Raw genomic sequence first — 21,493 nt, forward strand, 5'->3', positions numbered from 1 at the left:
AAGTCCGCCTTCGGTGGCTGAGGATAGGCAGTATGGATTGTGGTCCAGTCCAAACACTTATACAGATCATTTCCGGTTCAGACCGTTGCACAACGCCTGCGCCCGAAACCGCTTCTGCTAAAGCCCAGAAATCCTTCGAAGAGGCCAGCTTCTTTGCGGCTCATTTTAAAGACTTTACCGTTCGGCCCATGCCTGACCCGGCTTTGATGCAAGTTCTTCAAAGAGGTCAATGGCGTCGAAAACTGCGCAAAGTCAGTAAAAAAGAGCAGCCTGAACGCACTTATATGCGCAAACCCGGGGATAAAGAAGAAGAAAAAGAAGCACGCCACGAAGAGCGTCATGAAAAGTGGTAAGATCGGTCAAAAACAAGATCAATTGGCTCAAAAGTGGTTCTTCAGACCTGTTTAACTTAAAATCGATGGAATTAGCCGCAGAACCTCAATCTACACTCTGCGACATCACGCTGCACCATGTTCCCTTAATTACCCGCCAACACCATCTGGCAGGAGCTCTGGCGGCAGCTGCTCAGCCTGTACCTTTTTATTTAATAAGGTTCAGGAAATCGATAAGGAATGAGATCAAAGCATTGAGTGGTTTACTAAGCATTTTCCGCAGAAAAAAGGCGGCTTCAGAGTCCGGGCAAAAGCAGAGTTCTGCACCTGCTCGAAACAGTGGAAAAAAACCTCAGAGTCATAATTCTGAGCCCTCAGGTTCCCGCAAAAAAAAGCGCCATCAGGAACACACCAACAACCCCCGTAGAAGCCACTCCAGGCAGCCGCATAAAAAGCCAGTGCCAGCCTGGGACATCAGCCAGTTTGCCGTCGAACCGGAAGAAGGCAAAACCCGCTTCCACGACTTTGACCTGCCAGACGGCCTGATGCAGGGTATTCACGAGCTGGGTTTCAAATACTGCACACCGATTCAGGCCGAGGTTCTGGGCAGCACTCTGGCTGGACGTGATGCCATTGGCAAAGCACAAACCGGTACAGGCAAAACGGCTGCTTTCCTGATCAGCACCATCAAACAGCTGATTGATATCCCACCACCGGACACCCGTTACATTGGTGAGCCTCGTGCAGTAGTCATTGCTCCGACGCGGGAGCTGGCCCTGCAGATTGGTAAAGACGCTGAAGCCCTGACCAAACACCTGCCACTGCACGTAGTCACCGTGGTTGGCGGTATGGATTACGACAAACAACGCCAGAAGATCAATGCCAACTACATCGACATTCTGGTGGCAACACCGGGTCGACTGCTGGACTACTGTGAGCGCAAGGACCTGTATCTGGACCTCACCGAAACCATGATTATCGACGAAGCCGACCGCATGCTGGATATGGGCTTTATCCCCCAGGTACGTCGTATCGTGCGTATGACACCGCGCCCGGGGGATCGCCAGACCCTGCTGTTCTCAGCCACCTTTACCGATGAAGTCCTGCGACTGGGTGAACAGTGGACCTGGAAGCCGGTCAAGGTTGAAATCGAACCGGAAAGCGTTGCCACCGATACCGTGGATCAGAAGCTATACCTTGTTACCAACGAACAGAAATACGCTTTGCTGACCAACCTGATCAGGAAAGACAAGCTGGATCGTGTCATTGTCTTTACCAACCGCCGGGACCAGACCCGACACCTGACCGAGCGCTTGCAGAAAGATGGCTTCAAAACCGACCAGCTCTCCGGCGAAGTGCCTCAAAAGAAACGCATTAAAACCCTGGACAACTTCAAGAACGGGAGAATCAACGTCCTGGTCGCCACCGACGTTGCAGGACGCGGGATTCATATTAAAGGCATCAGCCATGTGGTGAATTACTACCTGCCCGAAGACCCGGAAGATTATGTACACCGCATTGGCCGAACCGGTCGTGCCGGTGCATCAGGCACCAGCATCAGCTTTGCCTGCGAGGATGACTCTTTCCTGATTCCTGATCTGGAAGACATGCTGGGTGCCAAGCTGAATATGGAATACCCACCTGAAGAATTGCTGAAATAGTTCACAAATGGCCGGTTTATCCGGTCATTTTTTTGTCCGGAAAACCGCCTCTGTCATCAGTCAGTCATAAAAAAAAGGTTAAATAGTGAACATTTGAAAGGCATTCAGATAGCAGCAAAAGAAGCTTATTTCTTAAATACTAGAACCAAAAGAAATGGAATAAAAGCGGTTTGAAGTGAGAATTTATTTTTTTATTTCAAACCGAAATTTAAACTTGCTGAGCTTCATTTTTTCGATAACTATTAACTATGAGAGATCCACAAACCGACGAGGAAGTCGCTTATGGGAAAAGCCTTGGAAGCCAAGCCGATCATCTCAACCCAAACAACCACCTACATACTTGATAGTAATGTCCTGATACACGATCCAAACTCAATACTGAACTTCGAAGAGCACCGCGTGCTCATTCCAATGACCGTTCTGGAGGAACTGGACAAGCTCAAAAACGGAAAACAAACCATCGCCGCCGATTGCCGACAGGCTATCCGCATTATTGATCAGATTCTGGGCAGCGCCTCTCCCGGAGAGATTGAAGCAGGCGTCGCCATAAGCCGTGGAGAAAAAGCGGAACCTCAGGGAACGCTGTCCATTCTGTCGCACCAGGAAGCAGAGAACGTCACGACTCTGCCTACCACTAACAACGACAATAAAATCATCAACGACATCTGCCAGTATCAGCACAACCACCCCGACACTGAAGTGATACTGGTCACCAAAGACATCAACATGCGCCTCAAGTCCAGAGGCTGCGGCATTCACTCAGAGGATTACCACAGCGATCAGCTACTGTCCGATATCGGCATGCTGACCAATGGTTACCTTCATTTTGAGGGGAATTTCTGGGATCGCATCAGCGAAGTCAACACACAGCAGGTGGAAGGAGCCACCTATCACCGCATCCCCAGAGAGACATTCAGCGAAGACCTTTACCTTAACCAGTTTTTCCTGGATGACACCGGTTTTGTCGCCAGGGTACACGGCCTGACGGACGATGAAGTCCAGCTGCTGCACATGAGTCATGAAAACCTTATGAACCAGGAGGCATGGGGTTTACAACCACTCGATATTTATCAGGCGATGGCGCTGAACCTGTTGCTTGATCCGGAAATCCATCTGGTCAACCTGACCGGCGCAGCCGGTTCCGGTAAAACCATTCTGGCGCTGGCAGCGGCTATCGAAATGACGGTTTCCACCAAGCAGTTCCGTCGAATTATTGCGACTCGCTCAACCAGGGGGCTGGACGAAGATATTGGCTATCTGCCCGGCACCGAAGCGGAAAAAATGGAGCCCTGGCTGGGTGCCATCACCGATAACCTCGAAGCCCTGCACTACGATGACGAGTCAACCAACGGCAGTGTGGATTACATACTCAAACAGGTGCCTCTGCACTTTAAATCTCTTAACTACATTCGCGGCCGAAGCTTCCAGCAGAGTCTGATTATTATCGACGAATGCCAGAACCTGACGCCACACCAGATCAAAACGATCATCACCCGTGCCGGAGCAGGCAGCAAGGTGATCTGTCTGGGTAACCTGGCACAGATTGACACACCTTATCTAGCCCCAACCAGTTCCGGTCTGACGTATATGACGGAACGCCTGAAAAACTTTCCTCACGGAGGTGCCTTGCAGCTGAAAGGCGTACCCCGCTCACCTCTGGCAGCTTACGCTGAAGAGTATCTTTAACCCCCCGCTCAGAAGCCAGCACCGCTGGCTTCTGTCTAAAAACCGTTATCCATTCTGCTAACATCCGAAAGCCTTAAAACAACAACTGCCGTTTACTTGCTCAAAATATGTCAGTCTCTTTTCAGTTGACTGAGTTCATGGTCTATTCTGGAGCTTCTGATTTTCAAGATTTAACTGTCTATTGTGATGATTGTCGTATCAGGCATGGCTGGATCAAAAACAACCCACTGCGTTTGTATATCAGGCAGGTTTTTTAATAGTTATGAAACTACTTAAAAGTTTCGCAATAATCATATTTCTGTCCGCCAATACCAATTTGTTTTTCATCAATAATGTTTGGGCAGACAGCCATTTTTTTTCTACTTACATCCACTCACACGATCTGACCGGAAGTTTAAAGCTCTTCAACAAAGCGACTCATTCGGACGAGTTTGAAGTACTGGCCAGTCCCGGACAGCAAATACTGGTGTGTGGTCATTCAATAGTCCGAAACGGTGCAGTGCCTCTGACGTCCTCCAACGAGGAGATTACTACTTACCTGCTAACGCATGAGACAGCACAATTTTATTACTATGGGTCAAAATCCCCTTGTGCAGCCAATCCGGTTTTTCAACAGCAGCCTGTCCACTCTGCCAGCACCTTCCTGATTAAATGGAGGGAAAAAAATAAAAACAAACCGGGCAAGACTGAGGCAGGTAGCACCCTGATTATCCCTGGCAAACCCACAGCCGATATCACTCCGGACACAATAAGCGGATTTGGCGGTGACACGCCGGGGCCGGAAGATTTTTTTAAACGAGGCAGGCCTTTTTTTCCCTCTTTCTTTGCTGAAAGTCTTTTTATTAATATCGATCTACCCTTCCTGAAGTACTTTAGCCTGCCCGGGGTAAATACGACAGAAGACGATTACCGTTATCTGGATGTATCTGTTCGTACGCCAGATGCTACTGAACCTGTTCATATACAACTCAGTCGAGCGTTATTTCTGCGGTTTCTTGAGGATTTCTCCAGCTCAGGGCACTGGAACAGTTTGTTAGCCTGGATCAAAAGTCAGGCAGGAGGCCGTTCGTGGCTGGTCAATCACCTTATCCACACTCTGAACTATTTCTCTGAAGTCGATGACTTATGGTCAGCTAACCCGGAAGTACTTCAGGCCATTACCACTCAACTCAATGACATTCTGGAAAATACCGGGCAACCTTTGCAGTTAGAGCTTGAACTGGAGTGGTTAAATTTATGGCTGGGAAAAATCGAAGTACCACAAACTGGTCAGGAAGGTAATCAAAACCATTCACCCAGCGGAAATAGCAGTGACAGTAGCGCAACCAGTACAACCAGTTCTCTTCAGGCATACACCAGTCTTGCATACACCTCAGGAGAGGGTAGTCATACCAGTGGGGCTGGGGGAGACGCTCCTTTTCCCTCCCGTGCCCATACTTTCAACTTCACACCCTGCCCTGCTTGTAGAGGGAAGCCGTGCCAGCTGAAAAAGCCCCCAGAGAACGCTGAAGATAAAGAGACCCTGGAAAACTGGATGCGCCTCGTAAATACCCACAGCTCCCGGGGCGTTATCATCAGGGTAATTAAATCCCTGGAGTTCACAGCGCAAACGATACAGCAGAACAGAGCCTCTTCAGGCACTTTCCTGTTTCCCGGCAGTGTTATTGCGCCCTTTGGTAATTCTGGGGCTGCTACCCTGGGAATTGTTCTACATCCTGATACGGCTACTATTGCCCGGTTCAAACAAAACGCTATTACCGCAAGAGTTCACCAGAGTTTAAGTTTAGCGCCTTCCATATTAAGCCGTGGTGCTAATTCCTGTGATTACAACACCTTGAGCAGCGATTCACGCAGATATCACAAAAACCACATAAATAATTTTTCATTTCTGCTCAAATTGCTGGAACAACACTTCCTGTTCACCAACAAGTCGGCAAGCCCCACCGCAATAACCAGCGGAAGTATTACCAGAGAGGGAGGCTTACGGGTCGGACACAAGCACTATGATAGAAATAGAAACGGTAAGACCATTCCTCATAATGAGGTTGTCTTCAAATGGGATAACTGGTCAGATAAGTTGCTTGGCTTTTTCCTGAGAAGTAAAGACAGCACCGTTCAAAGAGACACATTACTATCGCTGAAAACACTGATCAGAAGTCTGACAGACATATCAGTTGATAATATGAAACTAGCTGAACTTCCTGTCGCCCTGTTCTGCCCGGAAGAGGCCCGGTTCATTTTTGCAGGTACTGCCAGACAACTTTTTGAACTCGATAACGAACATGTGACTGATTTGGTCATGCCGGAAGGCGCGGGCCATTTTAAAGCATTCGCCAGCATGGAGTTATTAAACCCGGATCACTTCGCTTCCAATATAGATTACATAGGAAGACTGCTGACTTCCTGTTGTTCTGGAAACAATTTAAGTTTCCCCGCTGCCAGTCCCGATAATCGCGACGGTATCTGCCTGATACAAGCTCTCAGAGTTTCCTGCAACCGACAGCTGCTTGAATTTGCAGGTCTGGAATTTTCTACAGAAGAAGCTCTTCTGCTGTCTTATTTGGCAACACTTCCTGAACATTTGTCCATTAATAATCAACAAGTTGAGGCGTTAATGACGCTTTTCCGTGCCAGCGGAGCCAGTATTCAGGTGGTACAGGACATGGCTCTTGCTATTACATGCCTTAATAGTCAGCCCGAAGCAACAACTACCCACTTTGCTCAAACAGAACCGGGCTCCAGAGCCAGAACGTATTATCATCTCCTTCAGGCCAGAAATGGTGATTATACTCGTCTGCCTGAAACAGGCATCGAAGCGGCTACCGTTGACCTGGCACAACTCGAAACTTCTCAAGCCAATATAATGCACGCTATCAAACAGTTTAAGTCAACCCCTGCTATCAGGAGTACAGGGCATGGCTGGCATATCATGCTTGCTGAATTGCGACTTGTCATTCCGGCTATAACGGTTGAACGCCTTCGCAAAAACCTCCACCCGATTCAGCAATGGCCTTATGCGGAGATAATGGCCAGCATTCCTGGCAACCTGAACTTACTGGATCAGATAGAACCGTTCATGGGTGAAACAGCCAGCCCGTATGTAAACTGGTTATATGCTCACATTATTAAAAATGGCCTGCCAATCTTTCCTGGTACATTGAGTGCCGGTTATACAACCAGTAATGTCAGAGAACGGCTTGAGCAGGAGCTTCGTCGGCGCCCCACAACACAGCAGATAAATAACATTCAAAGCAGCTACTCAGGCGTATCATCAAGAGCCTGGGAAAATGCAGAATTTCCAGTCTGGCAACAAAATCCAGTGGAAGGCATGGACAATCTGCCCGAGTGGAACCCGCCCATGACAGGACAGGGATCAAGTATTGACTTTACTCCATCGCAGACTCATGACAAGCCATTGACCTGGCCTGTTCCTGTTCCGCCTGTCAGTTGGGTTTGCCCAATATGCCTGAATGGTGAAGGTTCTGGCGTCACTGTGGAAATAGTGTGTAACCATCAAATACACCAGTTGTGTCTTGAGAGGCTTCTGGCTTCAACGCACCCCAATAAGTGCCCTGAATGCCGAAAGCCACTGACGCCTATTCGCGGAAACCAACCTGCTGGAACAATGTCCTGGGTGGTCATAGATGAGTCATGCCCTGGGGAGAATACCCTTGAAATCATCGAAATAACCTACCGGGTACTTCCAGGTATCACAATCATTTCAGGGCAAGAGGTACATTATCCGGGTGAAACCAGAACCGCTTATCTGCCAAACCATAAAAAAGGAAGGAAGGCTCTGAGAATGCTCCGAAAAGCTTTTGAGCAAGGTTTAGTGCTGACCGTTGGCTATTCACAGACACGAAGAGTAAATAACGTTGTCACATGGAATGACATACCCCATAAAACCCAAAAACGCGCAAGGCCTGAAAATCACGGCTACCCGGATCCTCACTACGTTGACCGGCTGATTGAAGTACTTGAGCAATACGATATAAGAGATCCGGATGACATATAAAGCCTGTTTTTTTCAGGAAGTGTTATCATTGCGCACCGGAGAAAAACAATCGAGTGATGCAATGTTCACTTCCAGACTTCACGCTTGTTTATCGCGCCTGCCTTTTCTCTTTACTGTCAGCCTTATGCTCTGTGGCTGCACAAACGATTCTGCCACCCGGGTTCTGGGTACGCTTGAACGCGACCGTATTGTTCTGTCTGCCACCGCGTCTGAAATTATTGTCGATGTTCTTATACCAGAAGGTTCCAGAGTGGCAGAGGGTGACCTGATTCTGCAACTGGATGACCAGAAGCAGCAATCTGTGGTTGCTTCGGCTAAGGCAGAAGTGGAGAGATCTGAGGCTTACCTGGCCGAACTGAACAGCGGCGCACGACCGGAAGAAATAGCAGCAGCCCGCGCACAGGTAGCCAGCCAGAAGGCTCTGTCTGTTGAAGCCCAAAAAAACTACCAACGAATCTCAGTACTGGTCGAAAAGAAAATGTTGACGCAGTCAGACCTGGATACCGCGCTGGCCAGGCAAAACTCCCTGTCAGCCAACCTGCAGAATGTAAAAGACAAGTTGCAGCTGTTATTGCAGGGAACCAGAATTGAAACCCTTGAACAGGCTGAAGCATCACTGGCAAAAGCCAGGGCGGCTTTACAGCTGGAACAGCAAAAGCTGGATGAACTCTCCCTTTATGCCACCCGTGACAGCTGGCTCGACAGCCTGCCCAGGCACAAAGGGGAAAGGGTTGCAGCAGGCACCCCGCTGGCAATCCTGCTGGCAGACAACGTTCCCTACGCCCGTATTTACATTCCTGAACCGGTTCGAACTCAGGTCAGTGTTGGCGACAAGCTGGCTGTTCACATAGACGGCGCAGATCGTATTTATACCGGCACCCTGCGCCAGGTTGCCCTTGATCCGGCCTTTACCCCCCATTACGCCCTGAATGAAAAGGAGCGAGCCCAGCTGGTCTATCTGGCAGAGGTTCAGCTGCCCCCATCAGCCGCAGAACTGCCAACAGGCATTCCGGTTCAGGTGGAGTTACCCTGATGTCCGGACTGGCAATAACAGCAGAAGGATTAACCCGACGCTTTGGCGACTTTGTTGCCGTCAATAACCTTGACCTGATGATTCCTGAAAACACCATTTACGGTTTTCTGGGACCCAATGGCTGCGGCAAATCTACCACCATGCGCCTGCTGACCGGGCTTCTGACCCCCAGCGCCGGGAAGGTAAAAGTGCTGGATATGGACATTCCCAAAAACTCGGAAGCCCTGCGGCGACGGATGGGTTATATGACCCAGAAGTTTTCCCTGTACGACAACCTGACCGTGGAAGAAAACCTGAAGTTTATTGCCCGGATTTATAACCTGCCCGCCCGAACCAGCAAGTCCCGCGTTGAACAGCAACTCTCAGAGTTTGGCCTGAACCAGCACCGTAAACGACTGGCTGGCAACCTGAGTGGTGGCCAGCGGCAACGTCTGGCTCTGTCAGCGGCCACCCTGCATCAGCCGGAGCTGTTACTGCTGGATGAACCAACATCGGCGGTTGATCCGGAAAACCGTCGGGATTTCTGGGAAACACTGTTTGATCTCTGCGAACAGGACACTACGATTCTCGTTTCAACCCATTACATGGACGAAGCGGAACGCTGCCACAGGCTGGCTATTCTGGAATCCGGCTGCAAACGGGCAGACGACGCTCCCAAAGCGCTGTTGGAAAACCTGGGTGCTTATGTACTGGAGGTCGATGGTGATAATCTGCGACAGGTAAAAAGCACCCTGGAGCCTCTGGCAGAGGTTTTATCCACAGCCCAGCAGGGTACTTATTTGAGAGTTCTGATTGACGAACACATTTCGATGCCTGAGCAATGGCTGCGCCAGCAGTACCCTGAGCTGATGGCGGAGCGCACGATTCAACAGGTACGACCCAGTCTGGAAGACGTCTTTGTGCAATGTACGAGGCAGGAAGAAAGTACCGGACAAGACAAACGGCATTAGTAGTTTACATGAACAGCCTGCAGCGCATTCTTGCTATTTACCTCAAAGAACTTCGCCTGCTGGCAAGAGATAAACCGACACTGGGCATGGTGGTCATGGTTCCACTGATTCAGTTATTACTGTTTGGTTATGCCATTAATACCGATGTCCGCCATTTGCCCGTAGCGGTTGTCGATTTCGCTGATAACAGCGGAAGCCGAAAGAATTGCCCTATGGATCTCCTGGGTTCAGTCGTGTATCTCTATAAACTCGCCGACGCCTGCGACTCCGGTGGATAGTGTCGTTCGGATTCCCAGATTAACCTCGCACAACACTCTTTGGCCTGCTACAAGAGCGTTAGTATCGGCACCCACAACCACAGGAATTTCGGAGCTATCACGTTCACCACTCGATTTCGGCTCGAGTATTTCGCTGTCTACGCTTCGTCACTTTTGTTACCGCCAGCAACCCAAGGCTCGCTATACGGTGGAGCTGGTTCTCCTTCCGTAGCGGGACTTTCACCCGCAAGATACACGCCGCTTATCCCAACGCACCGCTCATTTGCCTGAATAGAAAACTGCCGCCGTTTATGGAAAAATACCGAGCGCAAACTGAACACAAGTCTTCAATTTACGCATTTAGCTTTCTTGGCACTCTTGTTGAGAAGATTATGAACAGCTTCTAAGCCACCCCTGGCTCCTCTCTATGGTTTCGTCGCTTTACAGAATATCCCTGAGTCTTGATTTAGTTCAAAGTTGTATAGCGACAGATGATTACAGAGGTTATGCACTTATGATACGAATTCAGGTTGTATAATTAAGCCATAGCTACGCCAATAGTCGGCAGAGGTTGATGCTTATGCCTGATACTCATATCTGTGATTTATGTGGATGGCCTTGTGGTAGTAATGACGAGCTGGTTCGGCATATGCTAGTTCATACTAACCATAGCCAGTGGCCGCAGCAGGAGAGGTACCTGACGAACTACCCGACGACATATAGCGGTAGGCAGCAGCAGGGGTACCTGACGAACTACCAGGCGACATATAGCGGTAGGCAGCAGCAGGGGTATCTGACGTCATATGGTAATAATCCGATCATGACCAGGACCATAACCCAGTTCCAGACCAGCGAAAACGTATTTGGTGTAACAACAACGACAAGAACTCAATATATAGAACACCTAGACAGAACCACAACTACCGTATCAGCGGTAACCTCTTCCATTGGTACTACTGCAATGGTCGCAACAGCTCGAAGTACTACTATATCCCCGACCCCGGCAATCGCGACGGTCTCTCAAGCTTCCGGCACGGTTACTTCCAACTTGAGCCAGGAGCAATCTTTTAATAATGACTGTCCTATTTGTTTTGAAACTTTCAGTGTCAGTGATGAAACTAAGACTACTCCATGCAACCATAAACTCCACAAGAAATGTCTTTTAAAGTTAAGTGCAGCGATTTACTACCCTGACAGGAGAGACTTTCTTTGCCCGATTTGTCGGCAAGCGATCACGTATCAGTGGCTCATAAGTTGATTCGATAAAGCTCAAGAAAGACAGTTATCCAGCTGACATATAAAGCCTGTTTTTTTCAGGAAGTGTTATCATTGCGCACTGGAGAAAAATAAGCGGGTGGTGCAATGTTCACTTCCAGACTTCACGCTTGTTTATCGTGTCTGCCTTTCAGGTCAGTGTTGGCGACAAGCTGGCTGTCCACATAGACGGCGCAGATCGTATTTATACCGGCACCCTGCGCCAGGTTGCCCTTGATCCGGCCTTTCCCCCCCATTACGCCCTGAATGAAAAGGAGCGAGCCCAGCGGGTCTATCTGGCAGAGGTTTTATCCACAGCCCAGCAGGGTACTTATTTGAGAGTTCTGATTGACGAACACATTTCGATGCCTGAGCAATGGCTGCGCCAGCAGTACCCTGAGCTGATGGTGCAGCGCACGATTCAACAGGTACGACCCAGTCTGGAAGACGTCTTTGTGCAATGTACGAGGCAGGAAGAAAGTACCGGACAAGACAAACGGCAGTAGTAGTTTATATGAACAGCCTACAACGCATTCTTGCTATTTTCCTCAAAGAACTTCGCCAGCTGGCAAGAGATAAACCGACACTGGGCATGGTGGTCATGGTTCCACTGATTCAGTTACTGCTGTTTGGTTATGCCATTAATACCGATGTCCGCCATTTGCCCGTAGCGGTTGTCGATTTCGCTGATAACAGCGGCAGCCGAGCCCTGATCGCTGCCGTTCAGGCATCACAGGCAGCCGATGTCATTCGCTATGAACACAGCGTCTTACAGGCTGAAGCCGCCATGCGCCGGGGTGATGTGCGTGCCACCCTGATTATTCCCGGAGATTTTGAGCATCGTATGGCGCGCCGGGTAACCGCTGCCCAGTGGCTGGTGGATGGTTCTGACCCAATCATCAGCAGCGCCATAAAACAGCTGCGGGATCTGTCGGCGGACGCAATACCCGGCTTTTATTCCGAACCGGCAAAACCGCTTTTTGAAATTACCCTGTACTACAACCCTGAGCAACGAGCGGTGGTGAATATTGTTCCCGGCCTGGTGGGCGTTATTCTGACCATGACCATGATCATGTTCACCTCAGCGGGACTGGTTAGGGAACGGGAACAGGGCAATCTTGAGCTGCTGATCACAACGCCGGTAAAACCGGTGGAGCTGATGATTGGCAAAATTGTGCCGTATATTTTTATCGGATTGGTTCAGGTGTGGATTATTCTGGCGCTCGGATACCTGATCTTTTCAGTACCGTTTGATGGCAGCGTGGCTCAGATTCTCTGGGCCACCCTGCTGTTTATTGCCGCCAGCCTGACAATGGGGTTAATTCTCTCCACAATGGCCACTACACAGCTGCAAGCCACGCAGATGACTGTGTTCATTTTACTGCCATCCATACTACTCTCAGGCTTCATGTTTCCTTTTGAGGGAATGCCCAAAGCGGCTCAGTGGCTGGCGGAGTTACTGCCAGCCACCCATTATATGCGACTGATGCGGGGTATTATTCTGCGCGGTGCCAGCATCAGCCACATGTGGATGGATGTGGCAGCACTGGCTGTCTTTACCTTCTTTGGGATTGCCGTTGCCGCCATGCGGTTCAAGAAAACCCTGGACTGACAGTCCAAAACAAAGAAGCTGGCAAAAGCCAGCTCCCGATAACCGTGCTAAACAACCAGTGAGGTGTTCAGGTTATAACTCTTTGGCTTCAATCCAAAGTATGGCGTCCTGAGACAGCTCTTTACCTTTGTGCTCGGTTTCAGGACCAGCACCCATGCAGGCAAATCCCCAATGACCGGCTTTGGGAATACCAAAAGTAAACATGCCGTTCTCATCGGTATAAGCGACAATGGCCGAAGCTGGCGGCTGACGATGAACCGTTTTACCAAAGGCATTGGCTTCACTGTCAATGTCAGTGTTGATAAATTCGATTTCACACTCAATGCCTGTCGCTGGCTTGCCTTCGGAAAGAACCTGGCCGGTAAAAGTACTGCCCGCAAAAATCTGGTAAGGCTTGTTTTTGGGTACGATTTCTGTCAGCAGTCCTGCTGGCTCGTCCCAACCATTTGGCACGCCACCCTTGTTAACAATGCGCTTGGTGAACTGCTGAATATAAGTATCTTCAGAGGCTTCAAAGTAAGGAGCCGGAACCAGTCCAAAAATATAATCGCCATTGCGACGGATTTTGTGCTTCACCTGGTAGGCATCCGCAGAGTTGTCAGGACCTTTCCATGTCACTTTTTCCAGGTTATCCCGAAGGTCGGTTTTCTCACCCTTGAACTTAACGAAAAATTCTTCAGGTTGCCCCATGTCCATCACATGGCCGTTTTCCATGGGATGCCCGAAAACCAGCTTCGTATCAAGAGTGGCAGGCGCGTCATGCTGAGAATCGGGCGTGTACATCAACTGGAAGTGAGCCTGGGAAGCCGCAGAAAAGGCAAGGGCTGCAACACTTGCTGCAAATGCAATTTTTTTCATAGTTTGACCAGATAATAGAGCGATTGATTGACTGACTATTGAATTAATCGACAACGATTAATTACCCAACGATGTCCTTGCCATTAATTTCAATACTGTGTCCAGGGCCACCATTAAACAGGACCTTGTATTCGCCGGATGGTTTCTCGAACTCTATTTCGCTATCCGCGTTCAGCTTGCTTTTGATCAACTCCTTACCGGATCCATCAATAATCAAGATTTCGGTACCCTTGGCTGAGGAGCCATCCGAGAACCCCCCCTCACATAAAACCGTGTCATCGCCAAAGTCGTAACATGAAAATAACGGTGTATGTGCCAGGGCAATTCCTGGTAGAGAAGCCGCAATGAATGCTGACAATGCAAATTTTTTAATCATAATTTTATGCCATACAAAAAAATTATTTGTCGGCATGATAAAAATCATCAAAATCAATTAAAAGCAAGAATCATTCTCTTTTGATAATGCTTTGACTTAAGTCAACTAAATGATAAGGGTTATCATTTACGACTACTCCATCCTGCCACGAATCCTTATACTCAAAACCCTTTTATTGCGTTCAAATAAACAGTATGAAAAGACCCCTTACTGAACTAAATGTTGGAAAGAATGCCGTCATATATGGTCACAATTCAGAGGGTGCCATTCGTCAGCGTCTTCTGGATTTAGGCCTTATGCCAGGCGTTGAAATTAAACTCGTCAGGCACGCACCTATGGGAGATCCCGTAGAAATTAAAGTAGGCATGACAAGTATTGTCATACGAATAGCGGAAGCTGAAACAGTCATAGTGGATGCCAGCGCCTGATCTGGCAAAAGCGCCTGCTGCCGAAAGCGCCCGCTGCCAAAATTGTACGACACGCATTCACTATTGAGCGGAATATAGCATGCGAAGAAAAAAAATCTTACTGGCAGGTCAACAAAATGCCGGTAAGTCCACACTATTCAACCAGCTGACCGGAGCCCGGCAATTTGTTGCTAATTATCCGGGGGTGACTGTTGATAAAAAAACAGGTTATTTCTCTGACCAGAATGGTGACTGGCAGTTAATCGACTTACCCGGCACTTACAGCCTGACCAGTTTCTCCCTGGAAGAGCGTGTTGCCCGCAAAGCCCTCAGAGAAGAACAGGCCGACGTTGTTCTTAATGTCATGGACGCAGCGAATATCAATCGTTCCCTGCACCTGACTCTGCAACTGCTTGAACTTGAACTACCCGTCGCTCTTGCCCTGAACATGATGGACGTGGCCCGTACCGAGGGCATTGAGATACAAACCGGGAAGCTTGCAGAAAAACTGGCCATACCTGTTGCTGAATGTATTGGTCGTACCGGCCAGGGAGTAGAGCAGCTTTCAGACACCATCACTCAGGCACAACCAAGCGCTTTCAGAACCTCTTACCCCGAGCTTGAACACAGTATTTCTGATATTTCCGAGCCATTAAATGAACTGGATATCACCGATATGCCAGCCATTCGCTGGCTTGCATTACGGCTACTCGAAGAAGATCAGGAAGCCAGCAACTGGCTTGCCAGCCGGATCGAACCAGACCAGTGGGATAAGCTGAAACAAAAGGTCGCCACTCATCAGGCCGCTATTAAAACCAGGCTGGACTCGGGCATAAATGACTACATTGTCGCCCAACGACAGAAAACCGTTGCAGACATTCTCTCGCATTGTGTTGAGGTCAAACGTGAAGACACGAATAATAAAAACGTCACTGAACGTGTAGATCGTGTTGTACTGAACCGTTTTGGCGCTCCCCTGTTTCTTATCGCCACCGTATTTGTTATTTATCAGTGTGCCATTGTTTACGGTTATGAACTCACCAATTACTGGTGGCCTTATCTGGCTTCCTTCAGGGAACTGGTGGCCGGGGTGCTGCCAGAAGCCGGTTTCCTGCACGACCCTTATGTGCGCTCGTTAGGCTTATGGATTATTGATTCTGCCAACACGCTCCTTAACTACATCCCTATCTTTTTAATCCTGTTCGCCCTGATCGCCATTCTGGAAGACTCGGGTTATATGGCGCGCATTGCGTTTATATCGGACCGGCTACTGAACAAATTTGGTCTTCACGGTCAGAGTACGCTGCCCCTGATACTGGGTGGCGTATTTGCCGGAGGGTGTGCAGTACCCGGTATCATGGCAACCAAAGGGATTCCGGACAACCGGGCGCGACTGGCGACCATCCTGACGGTTCCCTATATGAACTGTCTGGCAAAAATACCGCTTTATACGCTGCTGCTGGGCATATTCTTTGTCGATAGCATGTCCCTGATGACGTTCTACATATCCACCTTCAGCGTTATTGCCGCACTTCTGGTCGCTAAGCTGCTAACCCGGACCGTCTTGCAAAAAACAGAAACCGCTCCCTTTGTGATGGAGCTGCCAAGGTATAACCTGCCGACCCTGCGAAGTGTTATTACCCGTTCGCTGGAACGAACCTGGATGTATATTCGTAAAGTAGGCACCATTGTCCTGGCGGTTTCTACGGTTATCTTTGTTTTGTTGCAGTTCCCCGGTATTTCTGAGGACAAAGAGCAAATCGCACAACAGCGTGCCGAACAGGCCGTGGCAACCTTCGACAAAGCCATTCGGGGTACACACTACGCCGAAAAATTTGACCACACAAACCTTCCGGCACTGGTGAACTTCTACACCGATTTCAAACGCGCCAAACTCAATGCCCGTGGGGCTGAGGCTTCAGCCACGATCAATAGCCAGTTCAAGGCCCGTAACGAAACCTTCATGGCTGTGGTCGCACCTGCAAAAGGGGACAGGGACGCAAGAAAGGCTAATCGTGCCCTGAGAAAACTATCTTCCGCACGCAACGCTATTCGTCGTGACATCAATGAACAACGTCTGGAGGCCTCACTGTTAGGTAGCCTTGGTCGTGCATTGGAACCGGTCAGCCAATACGCCGGTTTTGACTGGAAAATCAATGTTGCGTTGTTTTCTTCTTTTGCAGCCCGTGAAAGCAGTGTTGCCACCCTGGGCGTACTGTTTCAGCAGGACGAAGAGAGTAACCAGAAACTGGAACAGCGCATGGGCGAGTCCGATGAGTTTGCCAGCAAGGGGGCAGTGGCTGCCGTGGCACTGATTCTGTTCTTCATTCTTTATCCTCCCTGCCTGGCGTCTGTCATGATGATCAAGGTGCAAACGGGTCATTATAGATGGATGCTGTTGTCTATTCTGCTGCCCACCCTGATCGGATTCACAGTTGCCTCCATCGCTTACTCCACGGGCAACCGTTTGAATCTTACCGGAACAGAACTGATGTCACTGGCCTGGTTTTCAGGATTGGCGCTACTGCTGCTGATCGGTTTAAAAGACTGGGTCAGGAAGAAAATACAGCCATCACAAAATATCCCGGTCACGAATCTATAGGGGAGGCAGGCTATGTATGAGCAGGCTAACGGTTTTCTGGATATTCTGATAACCGCCGTGGTGATCAGCAGTGCGGCTTATTATCTTTATCGCAAACTGTGGAGGAAAAAGAACGTCTGCGGAAGTGGCTGCGACTCCTGCCCGAGTGCAACCAGAAAAAAACATAAGGCGCAGGGAAGCTGCAAATAAAAGCAATTGTCGCCATCCCCGCGAAAAAAACGGGGATGGCGGCGAAAATACTACTCCAGTGTCGGTCGGTCGATGGCAAACCGGTCCCTGGTGGTGGAATAATAACTGCCCTCCATACGCCCTACCGTATCGAGTTTAGCGACATTAATACGATTACCGTCTTTTAGTTCATCATTCACATGAATATGGCAAATCTGTCCCAGTATCAGATTACCCGCCAATGGGTCGTTGCCAAATGAAATCAGATCGTGCAAACGACACTCATAATGAACCATCGCTTCCTTAACAGAAGGCGGCTTAACCAGAGATGATGGCATAGCGGTCAGCCCTGTCTGTTGCAGCTCATCCACATGATGCTCGTAGGGGGCGGAAGTCTGGTTCATGGCATCGGCAACATGATGACTGACCACATTCACCACAAACTCTCTGGTATTGCGGATATTGTTCAGGGTGTCTTTACTTTTGCCGGTGCCGTCCAGCAAAGGTGAAAAACCCAGAACAGGCGGGTTAACACTCACCACATTAAAGAAAGAGAAAGGTGCCAGGTTGACAATACCCTGATCGTCAATACTGGACACCCAGGCGATCGGTCTTGGTGTCACGGTACTGATCAGTAATTTGTAGACATCCTTTACGGGGGTCGCAGTTGGATCAATATGCATGGCCGGCTCACTTTATAATTCAGATTTTTGGACGGTTCATTAGTATAGACCGAACCAGAAACAACGGTCAGTATTTCTTCCTGACCGGAGTTAAGCAAGCCGGGATCGTCAGTTCTAATTTTTTCGACTAGTCTTTCTGTGCTCTCACTTATTTAGCGCAAAGAAAAATAGTTATCCATGCTACCAGGACTTTTCAGAATCAACGATACGATGGCAAGTTACCCCCACAGTTATTCAATAAGAGTGGTGGTTATAACACTTTTGTTGAACTTGAGTTATCCAAACTCCGGTAACGCAAGCCTATGGTTATTCATTACACAACTGCCGTGCAGTTCAGGGCAAATGGACGAAGATGAACCGGGCGATCATCAGGATACAACCACTTTTGACGAGAACAATACAGATAGCGAGACTCAAGGATCAACATTCTCATACATCGAATATGATACTTTTTTGCCACTTCCACCGAAAAAGCCGATAATGCTTTTTTCAACACTGTCTCCCACTGCTAATAGCGATGTTCTTTTTGATCAGACTGAAATGGATAAATCATCTGCCTTTAACCACCTGTCATTAACAAAAAATAATTTGATTAGTCAGTATTTAGAGAGGGTGCTGTCACAAACACTCAACTATCCACCTCTGATAACCGTTTTTCCTGTTCAGGTTTCAGAGGCTTCAGATTCAACAATGTCTGACAATGCCATTTATCGGGATCGATTAAATGGCAGGGCAAAAATCATTGCTTTTAGTATTAAAAAAACAAAAAAAACATCAGATAGCCATTTAGCTGAAGAATTACAGCGTAAAATTTATGAACTCATGATTTCAGAATTCAACAAACTGCAAGCACGAGGTTTGCCAGGAAACATTGCTGTTGAAATCGTTTTAAACAATTTTTCATACGACCCTAAGACATACTCTGTCCATTGCACGGTTTGTGGTGTTAACAGAGATTACCGCCCCGGCCAGACTGTTGAGATAGAGCTATCCAGTGCATTAAAGCATAACCAGACATGCCGATTAAGGCCTGTGACGGTATGCAGGCTGTTTAACCCCGAACAGGGAGAACAGGGAGAACAGGGAGAACAGGAGGGACAGGGAGAACAGGAGGGACAGGGAGAGGAGCCAGGGGTGACAAAATGTAAATGCGGTTTAAAAAAATCAGCGGTTATATCTGATGAAAATAGCCTGACTCACCTTTTTGAATTACGAAAAGAATCAGGCATTGGCTGCCTTACCACCGCAAGGACTCTCAATCCTGGTTTATGGCAACCCCATCATCATTGCTGGGAAATCATTACAAAACACGTGAGCTCAAAGCATGATCCCTCCCTTGGTGCCTTCGATGCCATCACTCACCAGTTCAGTGCCAACCTGATTCTGGATCGGGCTCTGGAAGCTCTGCCATCTAATCCAGGCCTGCATTTTGTTGTCGACTATTTAGTGGAAACGGTGATGCTTTCCAATGATCCTGCTCCCCGGAATTCAGCATTAACAGAGCAGGAGAATATCGCTCCGTCCCAATTTCCTGCTTCACCCGACTCTGAGAAGATAGCGAGCGCTTCTTTTACACCTGTTTCAAAAAGACCAGAATCTTCGGTCATAATACCTGACCCTCCTCGATTCACTGAAATAAGGCCAGAGCTACACGAATATCTAACCCGTCTGGAAAACGACAGCGTATTCTGGACACAAGTCCCTCAGGGAATGAGCGTTACTCAAGTCAGAAATATTGCTAATACAATAGAACCCGGAAACAGCTACAGTATTTTTCGGGCAAGCATTCAAGATGCCCTGAGCCAGTGGCGGCCCGAAGATAGTGCCAGCGTGGCACAGTCAGTCAGCTCTTCTGCGAATGAAGCAACGACCAGCCACGCAATGGATGCTGATGAATTTCGCTTTTTAGCAAGTATCTCCGAATTGCCAGAGGCTACTCTTGAAAAACTGCTGACTCAGCTGGCACTCGTGACCCAGGGAACGCAGGAAAGCCCTGTCCCTTTTCTGACAATGGAAGATCCGAGACTATTCGGCAGAGAGTGGAATGAGCTCTTAAGGCTATATAAAAAGGGTTTGAGAAATAACCCGGAGGGCAATAAATGAACCGTTTTTCGCCCTGTTTTTCAAGGCGATGATTTTGCATTCCCATTGATAACGTCGAATATTTTGACTCAGGCTTATATCCTGCTCACTGTTTGGTAGTAGACTCTCTGCGTAGAGAAAGAAAAACCTCACAATAAAGGAGAGTTCAGAATGTTCTCCAGTCACCTGAGCCTCGACGAATTCATGCTGGGACTGCACAAGCGCAACCCCCACGAACCTGAGTTTCATCAGGCTGTGCAGGAAGTGGCCCAGAGCGTTATCCCCTACATCAATCGCCATCCGCAGTATATCAAGGCCCGTATCCTTGAACGTATGACGGAACCCGACAGAATCATCACCTTTCGGGTCTGCTGGGAAGATGATGAGGGTCATATACGTGTGAATCGTGGCTACCGGGTTCAGTTTAATAATGCCATTGGCCCTTACAAAGGCGGCCTGCGCTTTGCCTCAAACCTGACCCTCGATACGCTCAAGTTTCTGGGTTTCGAACAGACCTTTAAAAACAGCCTGACCACCCTCCCCCTGGGCGCTGCAAAAGGCGGCTCGGACTTTAACCCTAAAGGCAAAAGTGACCTGGAAGTGATGCGTTTCTGTCAGTCCTATATGAGTGAAATGCACAAGCATCATTGGTGTGGGAGCCCGTGAAATCAGCTATCTGTTTGGTCAGTACAAACGCCTGGAGAACGAGTTTCAGGGTGTATTAACCGGTAAAGGGCTGGAATACGGCGGTAGCCTGGTTCGCAAGGAAGCCACAGGCTTTGGCACCGTGTTCTTTGCCCAGGAAATGTTAAGGGAGCATGGACATACGCTGGAAGACAAAACCTGCGTCGTATCCGGCTCTGGTAATGTCGCCCTGTATACGGCTGAAAAAATCATTGAGCTGGGTGGTAAAGTGGTTGCCATGTCCGATTCTTCAGGCAGTTTTTATGCCCCTGACGGAATCACCAAAGACCAGTTGATCTGGCTGATTGACCTGAAAGAAGTGCGCCGGGGCCGTATCAACGAATTTGCCGAACAGTTTGGTTGTGAATTCCATGAAAGCGCCAAGGTCTGGCAGTTCCCCTGCCATCTGGCTTTTGCCTGCGCCACACAGAACGAGCTTAACCTGCAAGATGCCAAAACCCTGGTTGCTAATCGCTGCATAGCGGTCGCTGAAGGTGCCAATATGCCCGCCACGCTTGAGGCCGTCCATTTCCTGAAAGAAAACAATGTGCTGTTTGCGCCCGCCAAGGCAGCCAACGCTGGCGGCGTTGCTGTATCCGGACTGGAAATGAGCCAGAACAGCATGAGAATGTCCTGGTCAACCGAAGAACTGGAAGAACGTCTGCATCTGATCATGCGCAGAATCCACCAGCAATGCCTGACCTATGGGCGGAATGGTAATGGACAGATTGATTACGTGCAGGGAGCTAATATTGCCGGATTCAAAAAAGTAGCCGACGCCATGCTGTCATACGGTGTCGTGTAAGAGCAGGGGCTATCTGCCTGCTTTCAGC

At 48.8% G+C, this 21,493-nt stretch carries 19 protein-coding genes and 1 pseudogene; 17 read left to right on the top strand and 3 right to left on the bottom strand.

Annotation, left to right across the window (positions count from 1 at the left end; all coding sequences use genetic code 11):
• Positions 1 to 32 precede the first annotated feature (32 nt).
• From NX720_RS16205 to NX720_RS16250, 11 genes and pseudogenes are all read left to right on the top strand, one after another.
• Positions 33 to 353: a hypothetical protein gene (locus NX720_RS16205; protein WP_262595905.1), complete on the top strand. Its 321-nt coding sequence runs from the start codon at positions 33 to 35 to the stop codon at positions 351 to 353.
• A 437-nt stretch (positions 354 to 790) separates the two neighbouring features.
• Entirely contained in the window at positions 791 to 1,993 is a 1,203-nt protein-coding gene (rhlB, locus tag NX720_RS16210) for an ATP-dependent RNA helicase RhlB (RefSeq protein ID WP_262601594.1), read from the top strand.
• A 282-nt stretch (positions 1,994 to 2,275) separates the two neighbouring features.
• Positions 2,276 to 3,679, top strand: coding sequence for a PhoH family protein (locus NX720_RS16215; RefSeq protein ID WP_262595907.1), 1,404 nt, complete (start codon positions 2,276 to 2,278; stop codon positions 3,677 to 3,679).
• A 316-nt stretch (positions 3,680 to 3,995) separates the two neighbouring features.
• Positions 3,996 to 7,694, top strand: coding sequence for a hypothetical protein (locus tag NX720_RS16220; protein WP_262595909.1), 3,699 nt, complete (start codon positions 3,996 to 3,998; stop codon positions 7,692 to 7,694).
• Positions 7,684 to 8,727: an HlyD family secretion protein gene (locus tag NX720_RS16225; RefSeq protein ID WP_262595911.1), complete on the top strand. Its 1,044-nt coding sequence runs from the start codon at positions 7,684 to 7,686 to the stop codon at positions 8,725 to 8,727. The genes NX720_RS16220 and NX720_RS16225 overlap by 11 nt, the downstream gene beginning before the upstream one ends.
• Positions 8,727 to 9,677: an ABC transporter ATP-binding protein gene (locus NX720_RS16230; protein WP_262595913.1), complete on the top strand. Its 951-nt coding sequence runs from the start codon at positions 8,727 to 8,729 to the stop codon at positions 9,675 to 9,677. The genes NX720_RS16225 and NX720_RS16230 overlap by 1 nt, the downstream gene beginning before the upstream one ends.
• 8 nt (positions 9,678 to 9,685) lie before the next feature.
• The gene (locus NX720_RS16235) at positions 9,686 to 9,955 is read left to right on the top strand and encodes a hypothetical protein (protein ID WP_262595915.1); all 270 of its coding nucleotides are present in this window, start codon (positions 9,686 to 9,688) and stop codon (positions 9,953 to 9,955) included.
• 270 nt (positions 9,956 to 10,225) lie between these two features.
• A pseudogene (locus NX720_RS16240) lies at positions 10,226 to 10,330 on the top strand (IS5/IS1182 family transposase); the annotation flags it as partial.
• 565 nt (positions 10,331 to 10,895) lie between these two features.
• Positions 10,896 to 11,192, top strand: coding sequence for an RING finger domain-containing protein (locus NX720_RS27200; RefSeq protein WP_404831097.1), 297 nt, complete (start codon positions 10,896 to 10,898; stop codon positions 11,190 to 11,192).
• A 136-nt stretch (positions 11,193 to 11,328) separates the two neighbouring features.
• Positions 11,329 to 11,694, top strand: a complete 366-nt coding sequence (locus NX720_RS16245; RefSeq protein WP_262595917.1) for a hypothetical protein — start codon at positions 11,329 to 11,331, stop codon at positions 11,692 to 11,694.
• A gap of 8 nt (positions 11,695 to 11,702) precedes the next feature.
• On the top strand, positions 11,703 to 12,800 hold the full coding sequence (locus NX720_RS16250; protein ID WP_262595918.1) for an ABC transporter permease: 1,098 nt from the start codon (positions 11,703 to 11,705) through the stop codon (positions 12,798 to 12,800).
• Between the two features lie 72 nt (positions 12,801 to 12,872).
• Here NX720_RS16250 and NX720_RS16255 read toward each other — a convergent pair whose 3' ends face one another.
• Both NX720_RS16255 and NX720_RS16260 read right to left on the bottom strand, forming a co-directional pair.
• A complete protein-coding gene (locus tag NX720_RS16255; protein WP_262595920.1) occupies positions 12,873 to 13,658 on the bottom strand; it encodes a DUF4198 domain-containing protein in 786 nt (261 codons plus the stop codon).
• Between the two features lie 61 nt (positions 13,659 to 13,719).
• Entirely contained in the window at positions 13,720 to 14,034 is a 315-nt protein-coding gene (locus tag NX720_RS16260; protein ID WP_262595921.1) for a hypothetical protein, read from the bottom strand.
• Between the two features lie 194 nt (positions 14,035 to 14,228).
• On the opposite strand from NX720_RS16260, the gene NX720_RS16265 reads away from it, so the two are divergent.
• The 3 genes from NX720_RS16265 to NX720_RS16275 all read left to right on the top strand — a co-directional run bounded on the left by NX720_RS16265 (position 14,229) and on the right by NX720_RS16275 (position 17,232).
• Entirely contained in the window at positions 14,229 to 14,462 is a 234-nt protein-coding gene (locus NX720_RS16265; RefSeq protein WP_262595922.1) for a FeoA family protein, read from the top strand.
• 79 nt (positions 14,463 to 14,541) lie between these two features.
• Entirely contained in the window at positions 14,542 to 17,043 is a 2,502-nt protein-coding gene (gene feoB / locus NX720_RS16270) for a ferrous iron transport protein B (RefSeq protein WP_262595923.1), read from the top strand.
• Positions 17,044 to 17,055: 12 nt separating this feature from the next.
• Positions 17,056 to 17,232, top strand: coding sequence for a FeoB-associated Cys-rich membrane protein (locus tag NX720_RS16275; protein ID WP_262595924.1), 177 nt, complete (start codon positions 17,056 to 17,058; stop codon positions 17,230 to 17,232).
• Positions 17,233 to 17,282: 50 nt separating this feature from the next.
• Here NX720_RS16275 and NX720_RS16280 read toward each other — a convergent pair whose 3' ends face one another.
• A complete protein-coding gene (locus NX720_RS16280; protein WP_262595925.1) occupies positions 17,283 to 17,894 on the bottom strand; it encodes a flavin reductase family protein in 612 nt (203 codons plus the stop codon).
• Between the two features lie 480 nt (positions 17,895 to 18,374).
• On the opposite strand from NX720_RS16280, the gene NX720_RS16285 reads away from it, so the two are divergent.
• The 3 genes from NX720_RS16285 to NX720_RS16290 all read left to right on the top strand — a co-directional run bounded on the left by NX720_RS16285 (position 18,375) and on the right by NX720_RS16290 (position 21,465).
• Complete coding sequence (locus tag NX720_RS16285) at positions 18,375 to 19,997, top strand: hypothetical protein (protein ID WP_262595927.1); 1,623 nt, start codon at positions 18,375 to 18,377, stop codon at positions 19,995 to 19,997.
• 150 nt (positions 19,998 to 20,147) lie between these two features.
• Complete coding sequence (locus tag NX720_RS27500; RefSeq protein WP_449757768.1) at positions 20,148 to 20,642, top strand: Glu/Leu/Phe/Val dehydrogenase dimerization domain-containing protein; 495 nt, start codon at positions 20,148 to 20,150, stop codon at positions 20,640 to 20,642.
• Positions 20,605 to 21,465: an NAD(P)-dependent oxidoreductase gene (locus NX720_RS16290; RefSeq protein ID WP_449757769.1), complete on the top strand. Its 861-nt coding sequence runs from the start codon at positions 20,605 to 20,607 to the stop codon at positions 21,463 to 21,465. The genes NX720_RS27500 and NX720_RS16290 overlap by 38 nt, the downstream gene beginning before the upstream one ends.
• Positions 21,466 to 21,493: the final 28 nt, after the last annotated feature.

Origin of the sequence: Endozoicomonas euniceicola (assembly GCF_025562755.1) — a bacterium.
In the GTDB taxonomy this organism is placed as follows: domain Bacteria; phylum Pseudomonadota; class Gammaproteobacteria; order Pseudomonadales; family Endozoicomonadaceae; genus Endozoicomonas_A; species Endozoicomonas_A euniceicola.

What these genes read in the sequence shown, in the direction of transcription:
- NX720_RS16205 (WP_262595905.1), top strand. Translation starts at nt 33, where the DNA reads ATGGATTGTGGTCCAGTCCAAACACTTATACAGATCATTTCCGGTTCA.
- NX720_RS16215 (WP_262595907.1), top strand. Translation starts at nt 2,276, where the DNA reads ATGGGAAAAGCCTTGGAAGCCAAGCCGATCATCTCAACCCAAACAACC.
- NX720_RS16225 (WP_262595911.1), top strand. Translation starts at nt 7,684, where the DNA reads ATGACATATAAAGCCTGTTTTTTTCAGGAAGTGTTATCATTGCGCACC.
- NX720_RS16230 (WP_262595913.1), top strand. Translation starts at nt 8,727, where the DNA reads ATGTCCGGACTGGCAATAACAGCAGAAGGATTAACCCGACGCTTTGGC.
- NX720_RS16235 (WP_262595915.1), top strand. Translation starts at nt 9,686, where the DNA reads ATGAACAGCCTGCAGCGCATTCTTGCTATTTACCTCAAAGAACTTCGC.
- NX720_RS27200 (WP_404831097.1), top strand. Translation starts at nt 10,896, where the DNA reads ATGGTCGCAACAGCTCGAAGTACTACTATATCCCCGACCCCGGCAATC.
- NX720_RS16250 (WP_262595918.1), top strand. Translation starts at nt 11,703, where the DNA reads ATGAACAGCCTACAACGCATTCTTGCTATTTTCCTCAAAGAACTTCGC.
- NX720_RS16255 (WP_262595920.1), bottom strand. Translation starts at nt 13,658, where the DNA reads ATGAAAAAAATTGCATTTGCAGCAAGTGTTGCAGCCCTTGCCTTTTCT.
- NX720_RS16260 (WP_262595921.1), bottom strand. Translation starts at nt 14,034, where the DNA reads ATGATTAAAAAATTTGCATTGTCAGCATTCATTGCGGCTTCTCTACCA.
- NX720_RS16265 (WP_262595922.1), top strand. Translation starts at nt 14,229, where the DNA reads ATGAAAAGACCCCTTACTGAACTAAATGTTGGAAAGAATGCCGTCATA.
- feoB (WP_262595923.1), top strand. Translation starts at nt 14,542, where the DNA reads ATGCGAAGAAAAAAAATCTTACTGGCAGGTCAACAAAATGCCGGTAAG.
- NX720_RS16275 (WP_262595924.1), top strand. Translation starts at nt 17,056, where the DNA reads ATGTATGAGCAGGCTAACGGTTTTCTGGATATTCTGATAACCGCCGTG.
- NX720_RS16280 (WP_262595925.1), bottom strand. Translation starts at nt 17,894, where the DNA reads ATGCATATTGATCCAACTGCGACCCCCGTAAAGGATGTCTACAAATTA.
- NX720_RS16285 (WP_262595927.1), top strand. Translation starts at nt 18,375, where the DNA reads ATGCTTTTTTCAACACTGTCTCCCACTGCTAATAGCGATGTTCTTTTT.
- NX720_RS27500 (WP_449757768.1), top strand. Translation starts at nt 20,148, where the DNA reads ATGTTCTCCAGTCACCTGAGCCTCGACGAATTCATGCTGGGACTGCAC.